This is a genomic window from Pantoea sp. EA-12, assembly GCF_030053355.1.
GTDB lineage: Bacteria > Pseudomonadota > Gammaproteobacteria > Enterobacterales > Enterobacteriaceae > Pantoea > Pantoea vagans_C.
In genome coordinates, this window is sequence record NZ_JASGBY010000009.1 from 41,237 (window position 1) to 60,843 (window position 19,607).

General features: G+C 54.4%; 17 protein-coding genes. 8 read left to right on the forward strand and 9 right to left on the reverse strand.

Going from position 1 to position 19,607, the window contains the following annotated elements:
• Positions 1 to 373: 373 nt before the first annotated feature.
• The 5 genes from hofQ to pilM are packed head-to-tail and all read right to left on the reverse strand — an operon-like array spanning position 374 to position 3,783.
• Positions 374 to 1,633, reverse strand: coding sequence for a DNA uptake porin HofQ (gene hofQ / locus QMZ30_RS14930; protein ID WP_283227972.1), 1,260 nt, complete (start codon positions 1,631 to 1,633; stop codon positions 374 to 376).
• Positions 1,596 to 1,955: a HofP DNA utilization family protein gene (locus QMZ30_RS14935; RefSeq protein WP_283227973.1), complete on the reverse strand. Its 360-nt coding sequence runs from the start codon at positions 1,953 to 1,955 to the stop codon at positions 1,596 to 1,598. Before QMZ30_RS14935 ends, hofQ begins: the two co-directional genes overlap by 38 nt.
• Positions 1,945 to 2,439 carry a HofO family protein gene (locus QMZ30_RS14940; protein ID WP_283227974.1) on the reverse strand — a complete coding sequence of 165 codons (495 nt, stop codon included), beginning with the start codon at positions 2,437 to 2,439 and terminating at the stop codon, positions 1,945 to 1,947. Before QMZ30_RS14940 ends, QMZ30_RS14935 begins: the two co-directional genes overlap by 11 nt.
• Positions 2,432 to 2,977: a PilN domain-containing protein gene (locus QMZ30_RS14945; protein ID WP_283227975.1), complete on the reverse strand. Its 546-nt coding sequence runs from the start codon at positions 2,975 to 2,977 to the stop codon at positions 2,432 to 2,434. The genes QMZ30_RS14940 and QMZ30_RS14945 overlap by 8 nt, the downstream gene beginning before the upstream one ends.
• On the reverse strand, positions 2,974 to 3,783 hold the full coding sequence (pilM, locus tag QMZ30_RS14950) for a pilus assembly protein PilM (RefSeq protein ID WP_283227976.1): 810 nt from the start codon (positions 3,781 to 3,783) through the stop codon (positions 2,974 to 2,976). The genes QMZ30_RS14945 and pilM overlap by 4 nt, the downstream gene beginning before the upstream one ends.
• Positions 3,784 to 3,938: 155 nt before the next feature.
• Here pilM and mrcA point away from each other — a divergent pair, with 155 nt between their 5' ends.
• Positions 3,939 to 6,488 (forward strand): peptidoglycan glycosyltransferase/peptidoglycan DD-transpeptidase MrcA, encoded by a 2,550-nt coding sequence (mrcA, locus tag QMZ30_RS14955; protein ID WP_058969752.1) that lies wholly within the window; start codon positions 3,939 to 3,941, stop codon positions 6,486 to 6,488.
• A gap of 51 nt (positions 6,489 to 6,539) precedes the next feature.
• Here the strand turns inward: mrcA and nudE are convergent, their stop codons facing one another.
• A complete protein-coding gene (gene nudE / locus QMZ30_RS14960) occupies positions 6,540 to 7,106 on the reverse strand; it encodes an ADP compounds hydrolase NudE (RefSeq protein WP_039332679.1) in 567 nt (188 codons plus the stop codon).
• Positions 7,107 to 7,503: 397 nt separating this feature from the next.
• Here nudE and QMZ30_RS14965 point away from each other — a divergent pair, with 397 nt between their 5' ends.
• The 5 genes from QMZ30_RS14965 (at position 7,504) to pckA (ending at position 13,560) form a co-directional block, all read left to right on the forward strand.
• The gene (locus QMZ30_RS14965) at positions 7,504 to 9,645 is read left to right on the forward strand and encodes an intracellular growth attenuator family protein (protein WP_283227977.1); all 2,142 of its coding nucleotides are present in this window, start codon (positions 7,504 to 7,506) and stop codon (positions 9,643 to 9,645) included.
• 54 nt (positions 9,646 to 9,699) lie between these two features.
• The gene (yrfG, locus tag QMZ30_RS14970) at positions 9,700 to 10,359 is read left to right on the forward strand and encodes a GMP/IMP nucleotidase (RefSeq protein ID WP_283228072.1); all 660 of its coding nucleotides are present in this window, start codon (positions 9,700 to 9,702) and stop codon (positions 10,357 to 10,359) included.
• 13 nt (positions 10,360 to 10,372) lie between these two features.
• A complete protein-coding gene (gene hslR / locus QMZ30_RS14975) occupies positions 10,373 to 10,774 on the forward strand; it encodes a ribosome-associated heat shock protein Hsp15 (protein WP_039332676.1) in 402 nt (133 codons plus the stop codon).
• Between the two features lie 25 nt (positions 10,775 to 10,799).
• On the forward strand, positions 10,800 to 11,672 hold the full coding sequence (gene hslO, locus QMZ30_RS14980) for an Hsp33 family molecular chaperone HslO (protein ID WP_283227978.1): 873 nt from the start codon (positions 10,800 to 10,802) through the stop codon (positions 11,670 to 11,672).
• 268 nt (positions 11,673 to 11,940) lie between these two features.
• Positions 11,941 to 13,560: a phosphoenolpyruvate carboxykinase (ATP) gene (gene pckA / locus QMZ30_RS14985; protein ID WP_283227979.1), complete on the forward strand. Its 1,620-nt coding sequence runs from the start codon at positions 11,941 to 11,943 to the stop codon at positions 13,558 to 13,560.
• 40 nt (positions 13,561 to 13,600) lie between these two features.
• On the opposite strand, the gene envZ is transcribed toward pckA, so the two are convergent.
• A complete protein-coding gene (gene envZ, locus QMZ30_RS14990) occupies positions 13,601 to 14,962 on the reverse strand; it encodes a two-component system sensor histidine kinase EnvZ (protein ID WP_283227980.1) in 1,362 nt (453 codons plus the stop codon).
• On the reverse strand, positions 14,959 to 15,678 hold the full coding sequence (gene ompR, locus QMZ30_RS14995; RefSeq protein WP_001157751.1) for an osmolarity response regulator transcription factor OmpR: 720 nt from the start codon (positions 15,676 to 15,678) through the stop codon (positions 14,959 to 14,961). Before ompR ends, envZ begins: the two co-directional genes overlap by 4 nt.
• A gap of 513 nt (positions 15,679 to 16,191) precedes the next feature.
• On the opposite strand from ompR, the gene yjbE reads away from it, so the two are divergent.
• Entirely contained in the window at positions 16,192 to 16,434 is a 243-nt protein-coding gene (gene yjbE / locus QMZ30_RS15000) for an exopolysaccharide production protein YjbE (RefSeq protein WP_039332668.1), read from the forward strand.
• Positions 16,435 to 16,559: 125 nt separating this feature from the next.
• On the opposite strand, the gene greB is transcribed toward yjbE, so the two are convergent.
• The gene (gene greB, locus QMZ30_RS15005) at positions 16,560 to 17,048 is read right to left on the reverse strand and encodes a transcription elongation factor GreB (protein WP_283227981.1); all 489 of its coding nucleotides are present in this window, start codon (positions 17,046 to 17,048) and stop codon (positions 16,560 to 16,562) included.
• 202 nt (positions 17,049 to 17,250) lie between these two features.
• Between greB and QMZ30_RS15010 the strand changes: the two genes are divergently transcribed.
• A complete protein-coding gene (locus QMZ30_RS15010; RefSeq protein ID WP_502921484.1) occupies positions 17,251 to 19,581 on the forward strand; it encodes a Tex family protein in 2,331 nt (776 codons plus the stop codon).
• Positions 19,582 to 19,607 lie beyond the last annotated feature (26 nt).

Here is a 19,607-nt window from a genome sequence, read left to right on the forward strand (position 1 = left end):
TCTCAACACTCATGGCCGTTTGGCAACCGAATAAATTGCCCCCGGCGACCTACGAACAGGACCGGTCTGTGGTTCGCGAGACGGTAACGCCCCTCCTTTTTTCCCTCACACTTCAAGCTACAAGCGTGTTGGCCGCATGTGAGCATTCCGATAACTGATGCTTATCAGTGCTGGAATTCACGTTTTTGCCATCGAACTTTAACTCGATTTTTTTAGGGAAAATCTATTCTGACGCCAGTATCGCTTGTGACTGACGCCCATCGGAAGGTTATCCTGCCGCGTTCCGCTACACCGTTTTAAAAATCGCTAAACCTTGTAAGCTAATTCCTGCCCTGCGTCAACGCAGTTGGTCATTCAGAGTGAATTTTCCGCTTTATCCTGCAGTAAGCGCTGCTTCCCTGACCAGTCGAGGGGTAATGAAGATCACCAGTTCTTTCTTTTTATGCTCTTCCGTTTGCTGACGGAACAACCCTCCCACAAGGGGGATGTCGCCTAAGCCTGGCACACGCTTTTCACCCTGCGAACGCTGTTGCTGGAAAATACCGCCCAGCGCCAGGGTTTCCCCATCGCGCAGCGTCACCTGGGTTTCAATTTCCTGCTTATCAATGCTCAACACATTGTTTTCCCCCACGTTCAGACTGCGTCCCGGCATATTTTGGCTTAACCGCAGTTTTAACTGGATACGCCCATTGCCCAACACCACTGGCGTCACTTCCATGCCCAATACCGCTTCTTTAAATTCAATCGCCGTCGCGCCGCTATTACCTGACTTCACCTGATAAGGAATCTCAGTCCCCTGTTTGATAGACGCGGTCTGCTGGTTAGAGGTAAACAGGCGCGGGCTGGCGATGATTTCGATGTGGTTTTCCTGCTCCAGCGCGCTGAGCTCAAGGTTAAGCAACTCACCGCTGACCTGGCCAAGCGTCACGCCTGCGCGCAAAGCGGGATTATCCAGCGCTAAGGGAATGGCTAACTGAGGTTGGCGCAACGCCGCTGTCACACTCTGAGCCGGAGATATGTTCCAGCTCACACCTAACTCACGCAGGTGTTCTTCATTAATGGTAATGATGTGAGCCGCTAACTCGATTTGTTCCAGTGGCCTATCCAAAGCCTTCAACCAGCGCGTGGTGTCTTGCAGTGCTTTAGCGGTGTCTCGCAGCAGCAAGCTGTTGGTGCGGCTATCCACCGTCACGCTACCGCGAGGCGTAAGTAGTGAACGCTCTGCGAGTAAACTGCGATAAACATCGCTGGCACTGGCGTAATGCAACATGATGGTCTGCTGCTCAAGGGGTAACTGCTGCTGTCGCTCATCCTGCTCCGCTTTAGCCTGCTGCGTCTGCATTTGCTGCCAGCTCTCCGGATACACCAATAACACGCCCTCTTCCTGTACCACGGTCAGCTTTGCCAATTGCGTCACTAACGCCAACGCGCGGTCCCAGCCTATATCCTCAAGGCGTAGTGATAATCGCCCTTCAACGCCAGGTGCAATTAACAGGTTGGTTTGCTGGTAATCGGCCAACGCCTGCAAAATGCGTTCAACCGGCGCATCATCAAACACCAGGCTTAACCGATCCTCACGGGCCAGCAGTGGCGCGCTAAGGATCAGCCATAATGTCAGGGCCATCCATTTCATAAAATCCTCCTTTTATTACCCAAGTAATTTGCTGTGGCGGGCAACGCTGTGCTGCACGCAATGTGAGGCTACGCGAGGTGAGTTCTGCAACCTGCCACGCGGTGTGTGGCAATGTGGCCTGCGTCGTGAGGCGATGACTTTTGCCCTGTGGTGAAACCAGCCAGGCGACATAACGCTGCGACGTCCCGACAATGCCCTGCAAACGCCAGCCATCGGGTTCGGCCACCTGTTGCAGACAGAGCCTTTCTGTCAACGGCTGAAAAGGATCGCGAGCCAGCGCCAGGCTGCTGCACAGCAGCAACAATCCGACACTAATCCGCATTTTCATCCTCCAGCCACATCTGCGTTATCAGCGTCCCCTTCTCTGTGCGCAGCTCAAAGCGCTGCGGAACAGAAACGTGCGCTTGTGCCAGCTCATCGAAAAGAGGTAGAAATTGTGGCCAGTTAAGCCGCAGATGCAGCTGCTGAGGTTGGCTCGTGGGCTGCCAGCTCTCCAGCTGTGTTGCGCGTGCAGTGACAAGATTTTCGAGGGTTTGCCGCGCAACGTTTTCCCTCGCGGGCTGCATTAACAGCGCGATCTCACTTTCTAACGTATTGATGGGTGGACGCGCGGCGAGTTGCTGCTGACGCAGGTGAACCTGCTGTGTCATTTCATCCTGCTGTCGCACCAGTACATCGTGCTGGTGCTGTAGTGGCCGCAACAGAACCCACCACGCCAGCGCCAGCAGCAGCGCTGACATCATGACCAGGCACGCCATGCGTATGGCCAGAGAGAGTGCCAGCCAACGAAGCAGCGCTTCATTCATTCGCTATCTCCTGTACACGCGCTTGTAATGTGAAGCGATAATCACCGCCAGACAGACGCTGCACGTGGCCCGGCCTGACTTTGGCCAACAGCGGTTGCGTCATCAGTTGCTGGCGGAAATCTCTTACTGACAACATGCTCTGTGCCTGCCCTTCCAGCACCAGCACGCCTTGCCGCCGCTCCACCCGATTCAACCACAGCGTGTCTGGCATCAACGCGGGCAACTGTTGCCAGAACAGCTGCCAACGCTGATGTTCCGCCTGCTGTTGTTGCCTGACCAATTGCGAGCGAAGAAGGCTGTCACGCTGCTGAAGCAGTGAATGCTGTAACCTGAGCTGTTGTTGTAGAGCGTCTCGACGATGGCTGACTTCGTTTAACCTTGCCTGCTGCTGGTTCAAGGCTTCGTTGCTGCGCCACCACCCTGCCAGTAAAGCGATCCCCGTTAATGTCAGGCTACACCCCAACAGCACAACGCTCTGCCGGCGGCGACGCTGCCACTGCTGTCTGCGCCAGGGAAGCAGATTGACGGCCAGCATCATGCATCCTCTGGGCGCAGTGCTAAACCAAGTGCAATTGAAAAGTCACCTTCGTGAGCAGGCAACGGCGGCTGTCGATATTGCAGTAATGAGAGGGGTTTACAGCAGGTCACGCCGGGTTCAGACAGTACCTGTGAAGAGGTACAAAATACGGCAGCGGCCTGCGGGAACGTGTCGCGTAATTGCGCCAGTGTCAAAGGTTCAGACCCGGCACCTGAAGTGGTCTGCTCGCCCGCTAACGTCCACAGCCAGTGGTCCTGCAGAGGATGGATCAACAGTTGGTCACGCTGCAGTGGCATACGCATGGCAATCTGGGTTAGCGCCAGGCTACTGAGTTCAAACACATCAGGCCGTAAGCCGGATTGCTTCAACGGTGATAGCCACTGTGCAATCACCTCGCGCCGCGCGGCGGTGATGCATATCTGCGAAGCTTTCCCCGCGGCTCGGTAGTCAATTGACAGCGAAGCGGGCTCGACCGGAAATAAACGTTGTGCCGAAGAGGCAACATAGCGGCTCATGGCCGGCTCACTCAGAGAAGTCTCCGGCAACGGCAACGTGCGTTGCAGCACCAACTGTGGAGGCAGCCCAACGCGGAGGGAATAACGCTTTGGCAGATGGCGCTGCCAACGCGTTAACATCTCCTGTAACAACGGGGTCGTTTGCAACACGCCGTTGCGTAACGTATCGTGCGGCACCGGTTGCTGCCACCAGTGTCGCAGTTGCCAACCATGACGTCGGCGTTCAATGCCCAAGGCGCAGAGTTGTCCATTTTGGATGTCCAGTCCGATTTGCCAGCGCTGAAAAGCCATGTGCGCGATCTCCTTATCTTTAAAGGTAAAAAAGGTCTACCCTGGCGCACCTACCCCTTGAAGTATGACGGGTATATCAAAGCGTCAGGCTTGCCTTTATACTACCGCGCGATTGTTTATAAACTGCCCAAACGACAACAGATGGGAATTCTCAGGTGAAGTTCGTAAAGTATTTATTGATTCTTGCAGTGTGTTGCATCTTGCTGGGAGCCGGCACGGTCTATGGCTTGTACAAGTACATTGAGCCACAGCTGCCAGACGTGAACACATTGAAAGACGTGCGTCTGCAAACCCCCATGCAGGTTTACAGCGCTGACGGCGAGTTGATCGCCCAGTATGGTGAGAAGCGCCGCGTGCCGCTCACCCTGCAACAGATGCCGCCTGAGCTGATTAAAGCGTTCATTGCGACCGAAGACAGCCGTTTCTACGAGCACCATGGTGTCGATCCGGTGGGGATTTTCCGTGCCGCCAGCATTGCGCTGGTATCCGGACACGCCTCACAGGGTGCGAGTACCATTACGCAACAGCTGGCGCGTAACTTCTTCCTTAGCCCTGAACGCACGCTGATGCGTAAGATCAAAGAGGCCTTCCTCGCGATTCGCATTGAGCAGCTGCTGAGTAAAGATGAAATCCTCGAGCTGTATCTCAACAAAATCTATCTCGGCTATCGCGCCTATGGCGTAGGGGCGGCGGCACAGGTCTATTTTGGTAAACCCGTTGATCAGCTGTCGTTAAGCGAAATGGCGATGATCGCTGGTTTGCCGAAAGCACCTTCAACGTTCAACCCGCTTTACTCACATGCCCGCGCGCTGTCGCGTCGTAATGTGGTGCTGGCGCGTATGCTCGACCAGAATTACATCACCCAGCAGCAGTATGATGAGGCGCGCAATACGCCACTGGTCGCGGTCTACCACGGCCCCGAAATTGCGTTCTCTGCACCTTATCTGAGCGAAATGGTGCGCCAGGAGATGGTGAAGCGTTACGGTGATAGCGCCTACGAAGATGGCTACAAGGTGTATACCACTGTCACTCGTCATCTGCAGGAAGCCGCGCAGCAAGCCGTGCGTGATAACGTGATGGCTTACGACATGCGTCATGGTTACCGCGGCCCCACCAACGTACTGTGGAAAGTGGGTGAAGCCAGCTGGGATAAGAGCCGTATTCAAAATGCACTGAAAGACTTGCCGACTTACGGCCCATTGAATGCCGCCGTGGTCACCAGCGCCAGCGCTGATGAAGCGACTGCAATGATGAAAGATGGCAGCAGCGTATCGCTGAGTCTGGCAGGCGTCCGCTGGGCGCGTCCGTACAAATCTGACACGTTGCAGGGTCCAACGCCGCGCAGCGTGACGCAGGTGCTGCAAACCGGCCAGCAGATTTGGGTGCGCAAAGTGAATAATGACTGGTGGTTAGGTCAGGTGCCGCTGGTGAACTCAGCACTGGTGTCGCTGAATCCGGAAGACGGTGCGGTACGCGCGCTGGTCGGTGGTTTTGACTTCAACCAGAGTATGTTTAACCGCGCAACGCAGGCGCTGCGTCAGGTGGGTTCAAACATTAAACCGTTCCTGTATACCGCTGCCATGGATCGTGGTTTGACGCTGGCTTCTATCCTTAACGACGTACCGATTTCGCGTTGGGATGCCGGTGCCGGTGCCGACTGGCGTCCGAAAAACTCCCCACCGACTTACGCGGGCCCCATTCGCTTACGTCAGGGCCTGGGCGAGTCTAAAAACGTGGTGATGGTCCGTGCGATGCGCGCCATGGGTGTGGATTATGCCGCTGAGTATTTGCAGCGCTTCGGCTTCCCGGCGCAGAACATTATCCATACCGAGTCACTGGCTTTAGGTGCGGCTTCATTTACGCCGATGCAAATGGCGCGCGGTTATTCGGTGATGGCGAACGGTGGCTTCCTGATCGACCCTTACTTCATTACCAAAATTGAAAATGAACAGGGTGGCGTGATATTCGAAGAGAAGCCGAAAATTGCCTGTCCGCAGTGCAACCTGCCGGTGATTTACGGTGAAACCAAGAAGTCCGTGGCGTTGAACGAAGAGAGTGTGGAAAACATTTCGACTTCCGATCAATCGCAAAATCAGACCGTGCCACAACCGGAGTTGGAGCAAGTGCCTGCTCAGCCACAACCGGCTGGCGATCAGCAATATGCGCCGCACGTGATTAACACGCCGCTGTCATTCCTGATCAAAAGCGCGCTGAACTCCAATATCTTTGGCGAACCGGGCTGGATGGGAACGGGCTGGCGTGCAGGCCGCGATCTGAAGCGTAATGATATCGGCGGAAAAACCGGTACCACCAACAGCTCGAAAGATGCCTGGTTCTCTGGATATGGTCCGGGCGTGGTGACCTCGGTGTGGATCGGTTTCGATGATTCGCGTGCGCTGGGCCGCTCGACCATGTCAGGTGCCATTCCGGATCAGATCTCTGGCTATGAAGGTGGCGCGAAGAGTGCGCAGCCAGCGTGGGATGAGTATATGAAATCCGCTCTGGATGGTGTGCCTGTACAGCCTCTGACACCGCCGGATGGTGTGGTCACCGTGACCATCGATCGTGGTACCGGCAAGTTGGCTAACGGCGGAGGCAATACCCGTCAGGAGTACTTTATCAACGGTACTCAGCCCACCGAGTACTCGTCCCATGATGTCGGCACCACTATCATGGACAACGGCGAAAGCCACGAACTGTTCTAATGAAAAAAGCCGGCACTGTTTGCCGGCTTTTTTATCTGTGCAGGGCGTAAATCAGTAGGTTAAACGCCCCTGCTTCACCAACCATTCACGTACCAAAAACAGCGCACTGACGTTACGCGCTTCACGGAAATCCGGTTCATCCAGCAGTGCCAGCAGGTTGTTAAGCGGCCAACGGCGTACAATCAGCGGTTCCGGCTCATCTCCTTCCAGCTTCTCTTCATACAACTCTTCCGCCACCACAATGTTCATCTTGCTGGAGAAATAGGAGGGTGCCATGGTGAGTTTGCCCAGCGCTTCCAGCTTCCTGGCACCAAAACCCGCTTCCTCTTTGAGTTCACGATCGGCCGCTTCAAAAGCGCTTTCGCCAGGATCAATCAACCCTTTTGGGAATCCCAACTCGTAGCTTTCCAACCCAACGGCGTATTCCTGAATCAGGATGACATCCTCACCGATAATCGGCACGATCATCACCGCTTCACGATCGGAAGGTTTCATACGTTCATAGACGCGGCGTGCACCATTACTGAAAGCGAGATCAACCGCTTCGATGGTGAATAAGCGGGAGCGAGCGACAGCTTCCACGTTGAGGATGTCAGGTTTTTTCAATGTCATTTTCATATCAGCCTCAAACTTTGCACAACCTTGTGAAACGCGATAATGCCAGCATACCGAAGCCCGAAGCATTGTGCGACACGCAACGAATGGAAAGCATGGTGACACATATCCACTTACAGCAGCTAACAACTTCTTGTTATCTCTACACTTAAATTTTCACAATAAGTCAACTGGGTTTGGCTAAATTCAGAAAATACCGATATTTAATTGAGTATCGCCCGGTTAATATCCCATTAAGGAATAATCTAATAATTTATAATTCAATGATTTTGTGCGTTATTTTATCTGAGTTTTTTCTTGTCAGAATGACTTCTGCTCGCCAAAATTGACTTGTATTGATGGTTCCACCGGGAGTACATCGTAAACGTGAAGGCAGTTTTTTGGCTGGATTGAGCAAAGCATGAGCACTTTTATCATCATTCTGGCTGTCATGCTGGTCTGCTCATTAGTAGCAGGCATTGGCTACTGGTACGCTATGCGGCATCGTCCGCCGTTGGCGAAACCACTGCCGTTTATTAGTCCGCCCTGCCGTAAACTCACCGATGAAGAACGCAGTGCAGTGGAAACCTACATTGCGTCACTGGCGAAACAGCGACAACGCAGCGATGCCCGCACCGCAAAGAAGTCACGCGAGCCAGAAGCCCTGACGCTCACCGCGCAAAGCAACAATGTTTATCCCGTCACGCGTTCTATCACCCGCTACGGCCTTTCTACCGATGATGCCCATCAATGGCGCTACTACCTGGATGAAGTGGAAGTCCATCTTCCTCCGTTATGGGAACAGTACATCGCTGAAGAGAACTATGTAGAACTGATTCGCACGCAGACAATGCCGCTGGTGATCTCCCTCAACGGTCACTCACTGGTGAACTATGCCATCGAGCAGCCTGCCCTGCCGCCCTTGGTACGGTCAATGTCGACGAACGCCTCCATCCGCAAGGAAGAGAGTGAAAATGTCGAATTACTGCAGGTGCGTAAAGAAACGCCTGAAGAGTATCGTTTGTCCCGTCGGGACGGCACACGCGAAGCCGTCGCCATCTGTTTCGCCTTTCTGCTGTTGTTCCTCAGTCTGGTGCTGCCAGGTAGCCTGATGGTGTGGATTGCCCTGCCCGCCGGCTTAATCATCGCCACCAGTTTATGGTTCCTCTACCGTTTTCCTGGCGAGAAAGGATTGCGAGAAGTGCACTGCCTGCGCGGCGCGCCAAAACGCTGGGGCCTGTTTGGTGAATCCAATCAGGAGCAGAGCAACATCTCACTCGGCATTATCGATTTAATCTATCCGACCCACTGGCAGCCCTACGTTGCACATGATTTGGGTCAGGTGACGGACGTCGATATTTACCTTAACCGCCAGGTCGTGCGCCAGGGCCGCTTCCTCTCACTCCATGATGAAGTGCGCAACTTCCCCGTGCAGCGCTGGCGTAGAAATCTGGTGCTGGCCTGTGGCTCTCTGCTGGTACTGGTGATGCTGGTTACCTGGATTCCGCTGAGCATGCCGATCAAGCTCAGTCTCGCGTGGGTAAAAGGCACAGAGAGCATTGAGGTCAATAGCGTCGATAAGCTGAGTGCACTGCCGCTGCACATTGGCGACAGCCTGAAAGTGAGTGGTACCGGCATGTGTTCAGTGCCGGGAAATTACCAGAGCAATCGCAGCTATGCCTACATGCCGTTCGACTGCTCAGCGATTTACTGGAACAATGCGGCGCCTCTGCCGCAACCTCAGTCTGACATCATTGATAAGGCTGCCGCGCTGCTGGATACCACCACGCGCCAGTTGCATCCGGAAACCAATACCGATCCCAAACTCAACCCGCAACTCGCCTCTGCCATTCAAAAGTCAGGCATGATTCTGCTGGATGACTTCTCCGATCTGGTGCTGAAAACGCAGGATTTGTGCAGCCAGCAGCAAGACTGTGTGCGGTTGAAGAACGCGCTGGTGAATCTGGGTAACGCAAAAGACTGGGATTCACTCATCCACCGCGCAGATACAGGCAAGCTCAACGGCATGAACGTTCTGCTGCGTCCGGTGAGCGCTGAAGCACTGGAGAATCTGGTCAATACCGCCACTTCCACTTTCTTCTCACGTGAAACCCGTCGCGCCGCGGAAACGCTGAATAGCCCACCACCCGGTGGTTTCCTAATTATCAGCGATGAGGGCCGTCAGATGGTGACACAGCCGCAGCCGTCAGTTTCGCTGTTTGACCTTGATGCGCCGTCTCAGTGGCGTGAATTACAACGCATGTCCGGCATGCTGTTACATACGCCGTTCGCTGCCAATGGCATCATTACCAGCATTACCACTGACGCCAACGGCACACGTCACGTTGCGCTGCATAATGAACCCGATACCATGGCGCAGTGGCGCTATCTGGGTACCGCACTGCTGATGCTGGTGCTGATTCTCTGTGGTGTCACCAACGGCTTGCTGGCTCTGCGCCGCATTCACCGTAATCGCCTGCGGATGGTGGAAATCCAGCAGTATTACGACAAGTGCTTTAACCACAATCTCAGCACTATGCAGAGCGTGCGCTCCCTGTTCTGAGCCCTTTCCTTCTGTGCTACCCTGTCGCCCTGTTTTTAGGGGGTGAAGATGCCAATGCTTAACTGGTCTGAGATCGATACCGTGCTGCTGGATATGGATGGCACGTTGCTTGATCTCGCCTTTGATCGCCATTTCTGGCTGGAACATGTTCCGGAAACCCTGAGCCGCGAACGTGACATCACGCTGGCGGAAGCGCATCAGCTGATTCAGCAAAAGTATCAAGCCGTGGCGCATACGCTAAACTGGTATTGTCTTGATTACTGGTCACAGGAGTTGGCGCTGGATATCCGCGCCATGACGTGGGAGAAGCGCCACCGCGCGGCGATGCGTGATGACACAGTGCCTTTTTTGCAGGCGCTGCGTGCTGCGGGCAAGCGCACCATTTTGCTGACCAATGCACACCCGTACAATCTTGATGTGAAGCTGGAGCAGACCGGATTAGCTGCCCACCTTGATTTATTACTTTCCACCCATACCTTTGGGTATCCGAAAGAGGATCCACGTCTCTGGCAGGCCGTTCAGCAGCAAACTGCATTCGACAGTGCGCGCACGCTTTTCATTGATGACAGCGAGCCGATTCTGGATGCGGCTGCCCGTTGGGGGATTCGCTGGTGCTTAGGTGTCAGCAACCCGGATTCCGGTCGGCCCGATCAAACTTTCCAGCGTCATACGGCAGTGCGAGACTATCGCCAGTTGTGTGAAACGCTGCGCTAAAGCAGGAGCCGCAATGAAAGAGAAAACCAGCGAAGGCGTCCGCCTCGACAAATGGCTGTGGGCTGCGCGCTTTTATAAAACCCGCGCAATTGCCCGCGAAATGATCGAAGGCGGCAAAGTGCATTACAACGGTCAACGCAGCAAACCGAGCAAAATCGTTGAATTGCAGGCCGAGCTAACGCTGCGTCAGGGCAACGATGAGCGCACGGTCATCATCACAGCGATTGGTGAGCAACGCCGCCCCGCCAGTGAAGCGCAAGAGATGTACGCGGAAACTGCTGCCAGTATTGAGAAGCGTGAGAAAACCGCGCTGGCACGCAAGATGAACGCCCTTACGATGCCGCATCCCGATCGTCGCCCGGATAAAAAAGAGCGTCGCGATCTGATGAAATTTAAATTGTCGGGCGATGAGTAATATCCGCCCCAACGAGAGAAACACTATGTCTGTTCAAGATCAACTGCACCGTTACCTGTTCGAAAACGTCGCCGTGCGCGGCGAGCTGGTCAACGTTTCTGAAACCTGGCGCGAAATCGTTAAGGACCACGACTATGCTGAGCCGGTAAAAATCCTGCTGGGTGAACTGCTGGTTGCGACCAGCCTGTTGACCGCTACGCTGAAATTTGACGGCGACATCACTGTGCAGTTACAGGGCGATGGCCCACTAACGCTGGCAGTGATTAATGGCAATAATAATCAGGAACTGCGCGGTGTGGCGCGCGTGAAAGAAGACGCGGAGATTGCCCCGGGCAGCAGCCTGAAAGAGATGGTCGGCAACGGCTATCTGGTGATCACCATTTCACCTGAAAAAGGCGAGCGTTATCAGGGCGTGGTCGGTCTGGAAGCGGATACGCTGGCAGGCTGCCTCGAAGATTACTTCATGCGCTCTGAGCAGTTGCCAACACGTCTGTTTATTCGCACCAGCGAGAAAGGCGCAGCCGGTATTCTGCTGCAGGTGTTGCCTGCGCAGGAATCAAGCCAGGATGACTTCAACCATCTCGCCACACTGACCGAAACGGTGAAGAGCGAAGAGCTGATCGAACTGCCTGCGACCGATGTGCTGTGGCGCCTCTACCATCAGGAAGAAGCGACGGTATTTGATCCTACCCCGGTCAGCTTCAAATGTACCTGCTCACGCGAACGCTGCGGCGAAGTGCTGAATACGCTCCCTGTTGAAGAAGTGGACGAGATCCTTGAAGAAGACGGTAAAATCGATATGCATTGCGACTATTGCGGTTCGCACTATGTGTACGATGCGGTAGACATTGCGGCTATCCGCAATGCACCAACAAACAGCAGCGATCAAGTGCATTAAGTCTCTGTCGGGCGGTGATGCCGCCCGCATTGCTTCAGACATTCCCCCATCACTTCCGGCGAAAATTAACTAATTTACGCTGACTTTAATTTATTAAGTGGCAGATTTCGCTGCTTGTCACGTTCCAGCTCGCATTTTTAACTATTCTCACTTTTACAGCCCGCCGAGACGTGTACACTGCGCGCGATCTGCCCTGCCCGGCTATGCGAGGCAGGACGCAGAATCCCCTCATAAAATGCTATGAAGTACCGATTTAAGGAGCAGCCACATGCGCGCTAACGGCCTGACATCGCAAGACCTCGCCACTTTGGGCATCAGCGGCACCACGGACGTGGTGTACAACCCTGACTTTGATACGCTGTTTCAGGAAGAAACCCGCCCGGAACTGGAAGGATACGCGCGAGGCATCCTGACGCAGAGCGGCGCTGTTGCCGTGGATACCGGCATCTTCACTGGGCGCTCGCCAAAAGATAAGTACATTGTGCGGGATGACACGACGCGTGACACCCTGTGGTGGAACGACGTCGGCAACGGCAAGAACGATAACCAGCCGCTGTCACAGGAAACCTGGCAGGCGCTGAAAGACCGCTGCACCGCACAGCTCTCTGGCAAGCGTTTGTTTGTCGTGGACGCTTACTGCGGCGCAAATCCAGACACCCGTCTCAGCGTGCGCTTTGTGATGGAAGTGGCATGGCAGGCGCACTTCGTCAAAAACATGTTTATTCGCCCAAGTGAAGCAGAACTGGCGGCATTCAAGCCCGATTTCGTGGTGATGAACGCAGCACAGTGCACCAATCCAGACTGGCAGGCACAGGGTTTACACTCCGAGAACTTTGTGGCCTTCAATCTCACCGAACGCATGCAGCTGATTGGCGGCACCTGGTACGGTGGTGAGATGAAGAAAGGCCTGTTCGCCATCATGAACTACCTGCTGCCGTTAAAGGGCATTGCCGCCATGCACTGTTCCGCAAACGTGGGTAAAACTGGCGATGTCGCGGTGTTCTTCGGCCTGTCTGGTACCGGTAAAACCACACTCTCCACCGATCCCGATCGCCAGTTAATTGGCGACGACGAACACGGTTGGGATGACGATGGTGTGTTTAACTTTGAAGGTGGCTGCTACGCCAAAACCATCAATCTGTCTGAGCAAGCCGAACCGGAAATCTATCGCGCCATCCGCCGTGATGCTCTGCTGGAGAATGTAGTGGTCCGTGCCGATGGCAGCGTTGATTATGCGGATGCCAGCAAGACCGAAAATACCCGAGTCTCCTATCCGATTGAGCACATCGACAACATTGTGCAGCCGATTTCTAAAGCAGGGCATGCCAGGCGCGTGATTTTCCTGACGGCAGATGCCTTTGGTGTGCTGCCGCCGGTTTCACGCTTAACGCCGGAACAGACGCAGTATCACTTCCTGTCAGGTTTTACGGCCAAGCTGGCGGGTACCGAGCGCGGTGTCACGCAGCCCACTCCAACGTTCTCTGCTTGCTTTGGTGCCGCTTTCCTGACGCTGCACCCAACGCAGTACTCTGATGTGCTGGTGAAGCGTATGGAAGCGGCTGGGGCACAAGCATATCTGGTGAACACCGGTTGGAACGGCAGTGGCCAACGTATTTCCCTGAAAGAGACGCGTGCCATTATCAACGCGATTCTGGCGGGTGAGCTGGATGACGTCGAGACAGAGACGCTGCCGGTATTCAACCTGCAGATGCCCACTTCGCTGGCGCAGGTGGACGATGCGATTCTGGATCCGCGTCGCAGCTGGCAGGACGAAGCCGCATGGCAGCAAGCCGCGCAAGATCTGGCGCAGCGTTTTATCACTAACTTCGAGAAGTACACCGATAACGATGCAGGTAAGGCGCTGGTGCAGGCTGGCCCGCAGTTGTGATGTGAAAAAAACCAGGGCGGCATAAATGCCGCCCTGGAAATTATGAATTGTGATTCGTACTGATCACCGCCGGTGCACTATGCTCGGGAATCGGTAGCCACGCGCGGATACGCAATCCGCCATGTTCGCTGTCACCAATCTCCAGCGACCCATCGTGCGCATCAATAATACGCTGCACAATCGCCAGGCCTAAGCCGGTGCCACTGGTACTGCGCGCGCTATCACCGCGAACAAACGGCTGGAACAGATGTTGAAGCTGATCCGGCTTAATGCCCGGGCCATCATCTTCCACCTGGAACCAGGCGCGATTCAGCTCCTGACCGCTACTGACTTTAATCCAGCCATTGCCATAACGTGCCGCATTGACCACCAGATTCGCTACCGCGCGTTTGATCGATAGCGGGTTGATATCCAGCATTAACTCTTCTGGCATCACCGCGTTCTCAATCTCACGCTCGTAGCCGCTCTCCGCAGCCACCACTTCACCCAACACGCTGTTCAGATCGGCACGTTCGGTCTGCATCTCCTGGCCGGTTCGCAGATAATCGATAAACTGCTCAATGATGGCATTGCACTCTTCGATATCCTTGTTAATCGACTCTGCCAGATAACCGTCCTGCTCACCCATCATCTCAGTCGCGAGACGAATACGCGTCAATGGCGTACGCAAATCGTGGCTGACGCCAGCCATCAACAGTGTGCGGTCATCGGCTAACTGCTTGACCCCCGCAGCCATCTGATTGAATGCCCGCGTCACTGAACGTACTTCAGAGGCGCCGTACTCACGTAACGGTGGAGGAATAATGCCTTTACCGACCTGCAGCGCTGCGTGCTCCAGGTCGACCAGGGGTCGGTTCTGAATACGAATAAACAGCCAGGCACCGCCAATCGCCAGCAACATAATCGCCAGGGTGTAGCGGAACAACGGCGAGAAGTCGCCCTGATGGATTTCCGTCAGTGGAACGCGCACCCAGATGTCTGGCGACAACCAGGTTTTCAGCCAGACCACTGGGGAATTCTTATTCACCTCGACACGCACATCGGTCGGGCCACCAAGCTGTTGCGCCATCTGCTCGCTGAGGAATTCGTAATGCTGCGCCCAGCGCAAGCCGCTCTCTTCCGCCGCCGCGTTGGTATACAACGAAATACCCAGCTCACGATAAATCTCGCGGCGAAATGCCGGAGGCACTTCCAACTGCGTACCATCTTCCAGCTGCAACCGGTCAGTCATCAACATACGGACTTCGTATGCGAGAACTTTATTGAACTGCTGCAGACTGGGAAGAATGGCGAAATTCAGCACCACCAGGTAGGTCGTTACCAGGCTGACGAACAGCAAGGTAACGATCAATAGCAAAGTGCGGGCAAACGAACTGCGAGGAGAGAAGCGCAATCGCCTCATGCTTTGCTGCCGTCCGGAACAAAGACGTAGCCAAGACCCCATACGGTCTGAATGTAGCGCGGATGCGCCGGATCTTCTTCTACCATGCGACGCAGACGCGAGATCTGCACGTCGATAGAACGCTCCATCGCACTGTACTCACGACCACGCGCCAGGTTCATCAGCTTGTCACGTGACAACGGCTCACGCGGATGGCTCACCAAGGCTTTCAGCACGGCAAACTCACCACTGGTTAACGGCATGGGTTCGTCTTCACGGAACATTTCACGCGTACCGAGGTTCAGCTTGAACTTACCAAAGGCGATAACCGCTTCTTCTTGTGAAGGTGCACCCGGCAGCTCATTCGCCTGACGACGCAACACGGCACGAATACGCGCCAGCAGCTCACGTGGGTTAAACGGCTTAGGAATGTAGTCATCGGCACCGATTTCCAGCCCAACGATACGATCGACCTCTTCACCCTTGGCGGTGACCATGATGATCGGCATCGGGTTGCTCTGGCTACGTAAGCGACGGCAGATGGATAAGCCATCTTCGCCTGGCAGCATTAAATCAAGCACCATTAAATGGAATGATTCACGAGTCAGCAGACGATCCATCTGCTCGGCGTTGGCGACACTGCGCACCTGAAAGCCCTGTTCGGTGAGATAACGTTCGAGCAGTGCGCGCAAACGCATATCATCATCGACGACCAGAATTTTGTAGTTCTCTTGCATGTTCAACTCCCAAAGGCGCCATTGCCTGAGCCAATATTGTGTAAAAAAGATGCCTACATGTGACAGTCATTAATGGTTTATATTCTAGCCGAAATTGTTACAAAGCATATTAAACAGCAGCTTATATTTAATTTTAGCCCTGAAATGCGCATTATCTCGCGCTTTTTGTCTGTACTTTCAACCCGCTTAGCCCTTATCTGAAAATTCGCGTGATTTTCTGTTCGCGTCTGGATCATTTTGCCTTTAGCCGCATCTCACGTGGCTATGCCGTGCCATTTGGCTTAAGTCGCCAGGGAAGTATCTTTCGATATCGGGATAATTGCAGCAGATTATCTGGCACTTTCTGTTTTAGGTATCCGACTGCTCTCGGAACATTGCCCAATCCGCGCCAATCAAGTCCAGTATTAAATAAAGACTTATTAATCAGTGAGTAAACATCACTTTCCTCTCAGACATGGATCTCAGAAACTGCACGGGTTCCTGCAGATATTGCGTCTATTTGGAGAAAGAAAAATGAAAAAAACGATGGTCTTGCTGAGTGCACTGGTTCTGACCAGCCTTTCTCAGGCGCAGGCTGCCACCAGCGCGGGCGAAGCGGCAGGGGCACAAGCCTCAACCACAGCTAAAGGTAATTCAGACGCCATTGGCGTCGGTGCCGTTGGTGCACTGCTTGGCGTGGCATTAGCCACCATGGGTGGGGGTGACAAAGGCTCAAGCAGCACGTCTACCACCACAGCCACCACGCCCGGCAAATAATTCGTATCTTCAGAGCGCGGCAAGGCTGCGGCGCTTTTCCCTTTTTACTGCCAGCCCATTTCGCCACCGGAGAATAAGTAGCGCCCAAGGCTTTTTTACCCAAGCCATTATTCTCCGCCTCTTTTTTATTCCGTATCCTTAACGTATTCAATGCTGTTCACAAACCAGATTTTTTGTCCTTCTGGCGTGTTCACCGTCACCTCGTCATCCACTTCTTTCTTGATCAACGCACGCGCCATCGGCGAATCAATTGAGATGTAATCTTTTATCCCTTCACCATAAATTTCATCGGGCCCAACAATACGAAACCGCTTTGCCTCGCCCTGCTCATTCTCCACCACCACCCAGGCACCAAAGAACACTTTGCCTTCCTGCTGTGGGGCATAGTCAACAATTTTGAGATCGGCGAGGCACTTGCGCAGATAGCGCACACGGCGGTCAATCTGGCGCAACAGACGCTTGTTGTAGGTGTAATCGGCATTTTCTGAGCGATCGCCCAGGCTCGCAGCCCAGGAGACAATTTTGGTGATTTCCGGACGCTTTTCATTCCACAAATGGTCGTGCTCGGCACGTAATTTGTTATAGCCTTCGCGGGTAATCAGTTGAGTTTTCATCACATCTACTCGTGGTAACTGCATTTCAGGTCTTCAATAAGCCAACAATAAGCGACTGCTCAACCTTCAGCAAGGCATGCCCCGTAATGTGCGCGCTGTATTCAGAAAAAGACGGATTCACCTGGCCCCGGCTGGCAATTTGCAGTCTCAATCCGTATAACTGTCCCCTATTTCCAACCCTGTGTAAGCATTGTTAATGATGATGAAAGATTCACTGAGCCAGATTATCGCAAGTGAGCTGAAGGCGCGCGCCGACCAGGTTGACGCAGCCGTTCGCTTGCTGGATGAAGGGAACACCGTGCCGTTTATCGCACGTTATCGTAAGGAAGTGACCGGTGGGCTGGACGACACCCAGTTGCGTCAGCTTGAGAGCCGTCTTGGCTATCTGCGTGAGCTGGAAGATCGCCGTCAGTCGATTCTAAAATCCATCGACGAACAGGGCAAACTTACCCCAGAACTCGCCAGCGCGATCAATAACACACTGAACAAAACCGAGCTGGAAGACCTTTACCTGCCTTATAAGCAGAAACGTCGTACCCGTGGTCAAATTGCCATTGAGGCCGGTCTGGAACCGCTGGCCGAAACGCTGTGGCACGATCCTTCAAAGGACCCAGAACAGCTGGCAGCGGGTTATGTCGATGCGGATAAAGGTGTTGCCGACGTGCGTGCAGCACTGGACGGCGCACGCTACATCCTGATGGAACGCTTTGCCGAAGACGCTACGCTGCTGGCGAAAGTGCGTGATTATCTGTGGAAGAATGCGCACGTCGTGTCCCGCGTGGTGGAAGGCAAAGAGGAGGAAGGCGCGAAATTCCGCGATTACTTCGATCATCATGAAGCCCTGATTTCTGTGCCTTCGCACCGTGCATTAGCGATGTTCCGTGGTCGCAATGAAGGCGTGCTGCAACTGTCGCTGAATGCCGATCCGCAATTTGACGAAGCACCCCGTGAAAGCCACGGTGAGACACTGATTACCGAGCACCTGCAACTGCGTCTGAATAACGCTCCGGCGGATAGCTGGCGTAAAGCCGTGGTGAGCTGGACCTGGCGTATCAAGGTGTTGCTGCACCTCGAAACCGAGCTGATGGGCACCATCCGTGAACGCGCGGAAGATGAAGCAATTAATGTCTTCGCCCGCAACCTGCACGATCTGCTGATGGCGGCTCCGGCTGGCATGCGCGCGACCATGGGCCTCGATCCAGGCCTGCGTACCGGTGTAAAAGTCGCCGTGGTGGATGCCACCGGCAAATTAGTCGCGACCGACACGATTTATCCGCACACCGGACAAGTCGCAAAAGCGGCGAACTCCGTTGCCGCGCTCTGTGCCAAACATCAGGTTGAACTGGTGGCCATCGGCAACGGTACCGCTTCACGCGAGACCGAGCGCTTCTTCCTCGACGTGCAGAAGCAGTTCCCACAGATTCACGCGCAGAAAGTGATCGTCAGCGAAGCGGGCGCCTCCGTTTATTCGGCTTCTGAACTGGCCGCACTGGAGTTCCCGGATTTAGACGTTTCTTTGCGCGGAGCCGTTTCCATCGCACGCCGTCTGCAAGATCCACTGGCCGAACTGGTGAAAATCGATCCGAAATCTATCGGTGTGGGCCAGTATCAGCATGACGTTAGCCAAAGCCAGCTGGCGAAGAAACTGGACGCCGTGGTAGAGGACTGCGTGAACGCCGTAGGGGTTGACCTCAATACCGCCTCGGTGGCGCTGTTGACCCGTGTGGCAGGTTTGACGCGCATGATGGCGCAGAACATTGTCAGCTGGCGTGATGAGAACGGTCGCTTCCAGAACCGTCAGCAGCTATTGAAAGTGAGCCGCCTTGGGCCCAAAGCGTTTGAGCAGTGTGCGGGCTTCCTGCGCATCAACCAGGGTGATAACCCGCTGGATGCCTCAACGGTGCACCCAGAAGCCTATCCGTTGGTTGAGCGTATTCTGGCGGCAACCGAGCAGGCATTGAACGAATTGATGGGCAATCCTGGTGGTTTGCGTGACCTCAACGCGCGTGACTTTACCGATGAGCGTTTTGGTCTGCCGACCGTTACTGACATCATTAAAGAGCTGGAGAAACCGGGCCGCGATCCACGTCCTGAATTCAAAACTGCGCAGTTTGCTGAAGGTGTAGAAACGCTGAATGATTTGCTGCCAGGCATGATTCTGGAAGGCGCAGTCACCAACGTCACCAACTTCGGTGCCTTTGTCGATATCGGCGTTCACCAGGATGGTCTGGTTCACATCTCATCTCTTTCCGACAAGTTCGTTGAAGATCCGCATCAAGTGGTGAAAGCCGGCGACATTGTCAAAGTGAAGGTGATGGAAGTGGATATGCAGCGCAAACGTATTGCCCTCACCATGCGTCTGGATGAGCAACCTGGCGAAAGCAATGCGCGCGGCGGTAATAACCGCAGCAGTGGCAAAGAGCAGAACCGCCCAGCCGCTAACAACAAGGCTCGCGGAAAACCTGCCAGTGCGCCAGCAGGCAATAGCGCCATGGGCGATGCGCTGGCCGCAGCTTTCGGTAAAAAGCGCTAAACTTATCATGTGTAGGGCGGCCTTCA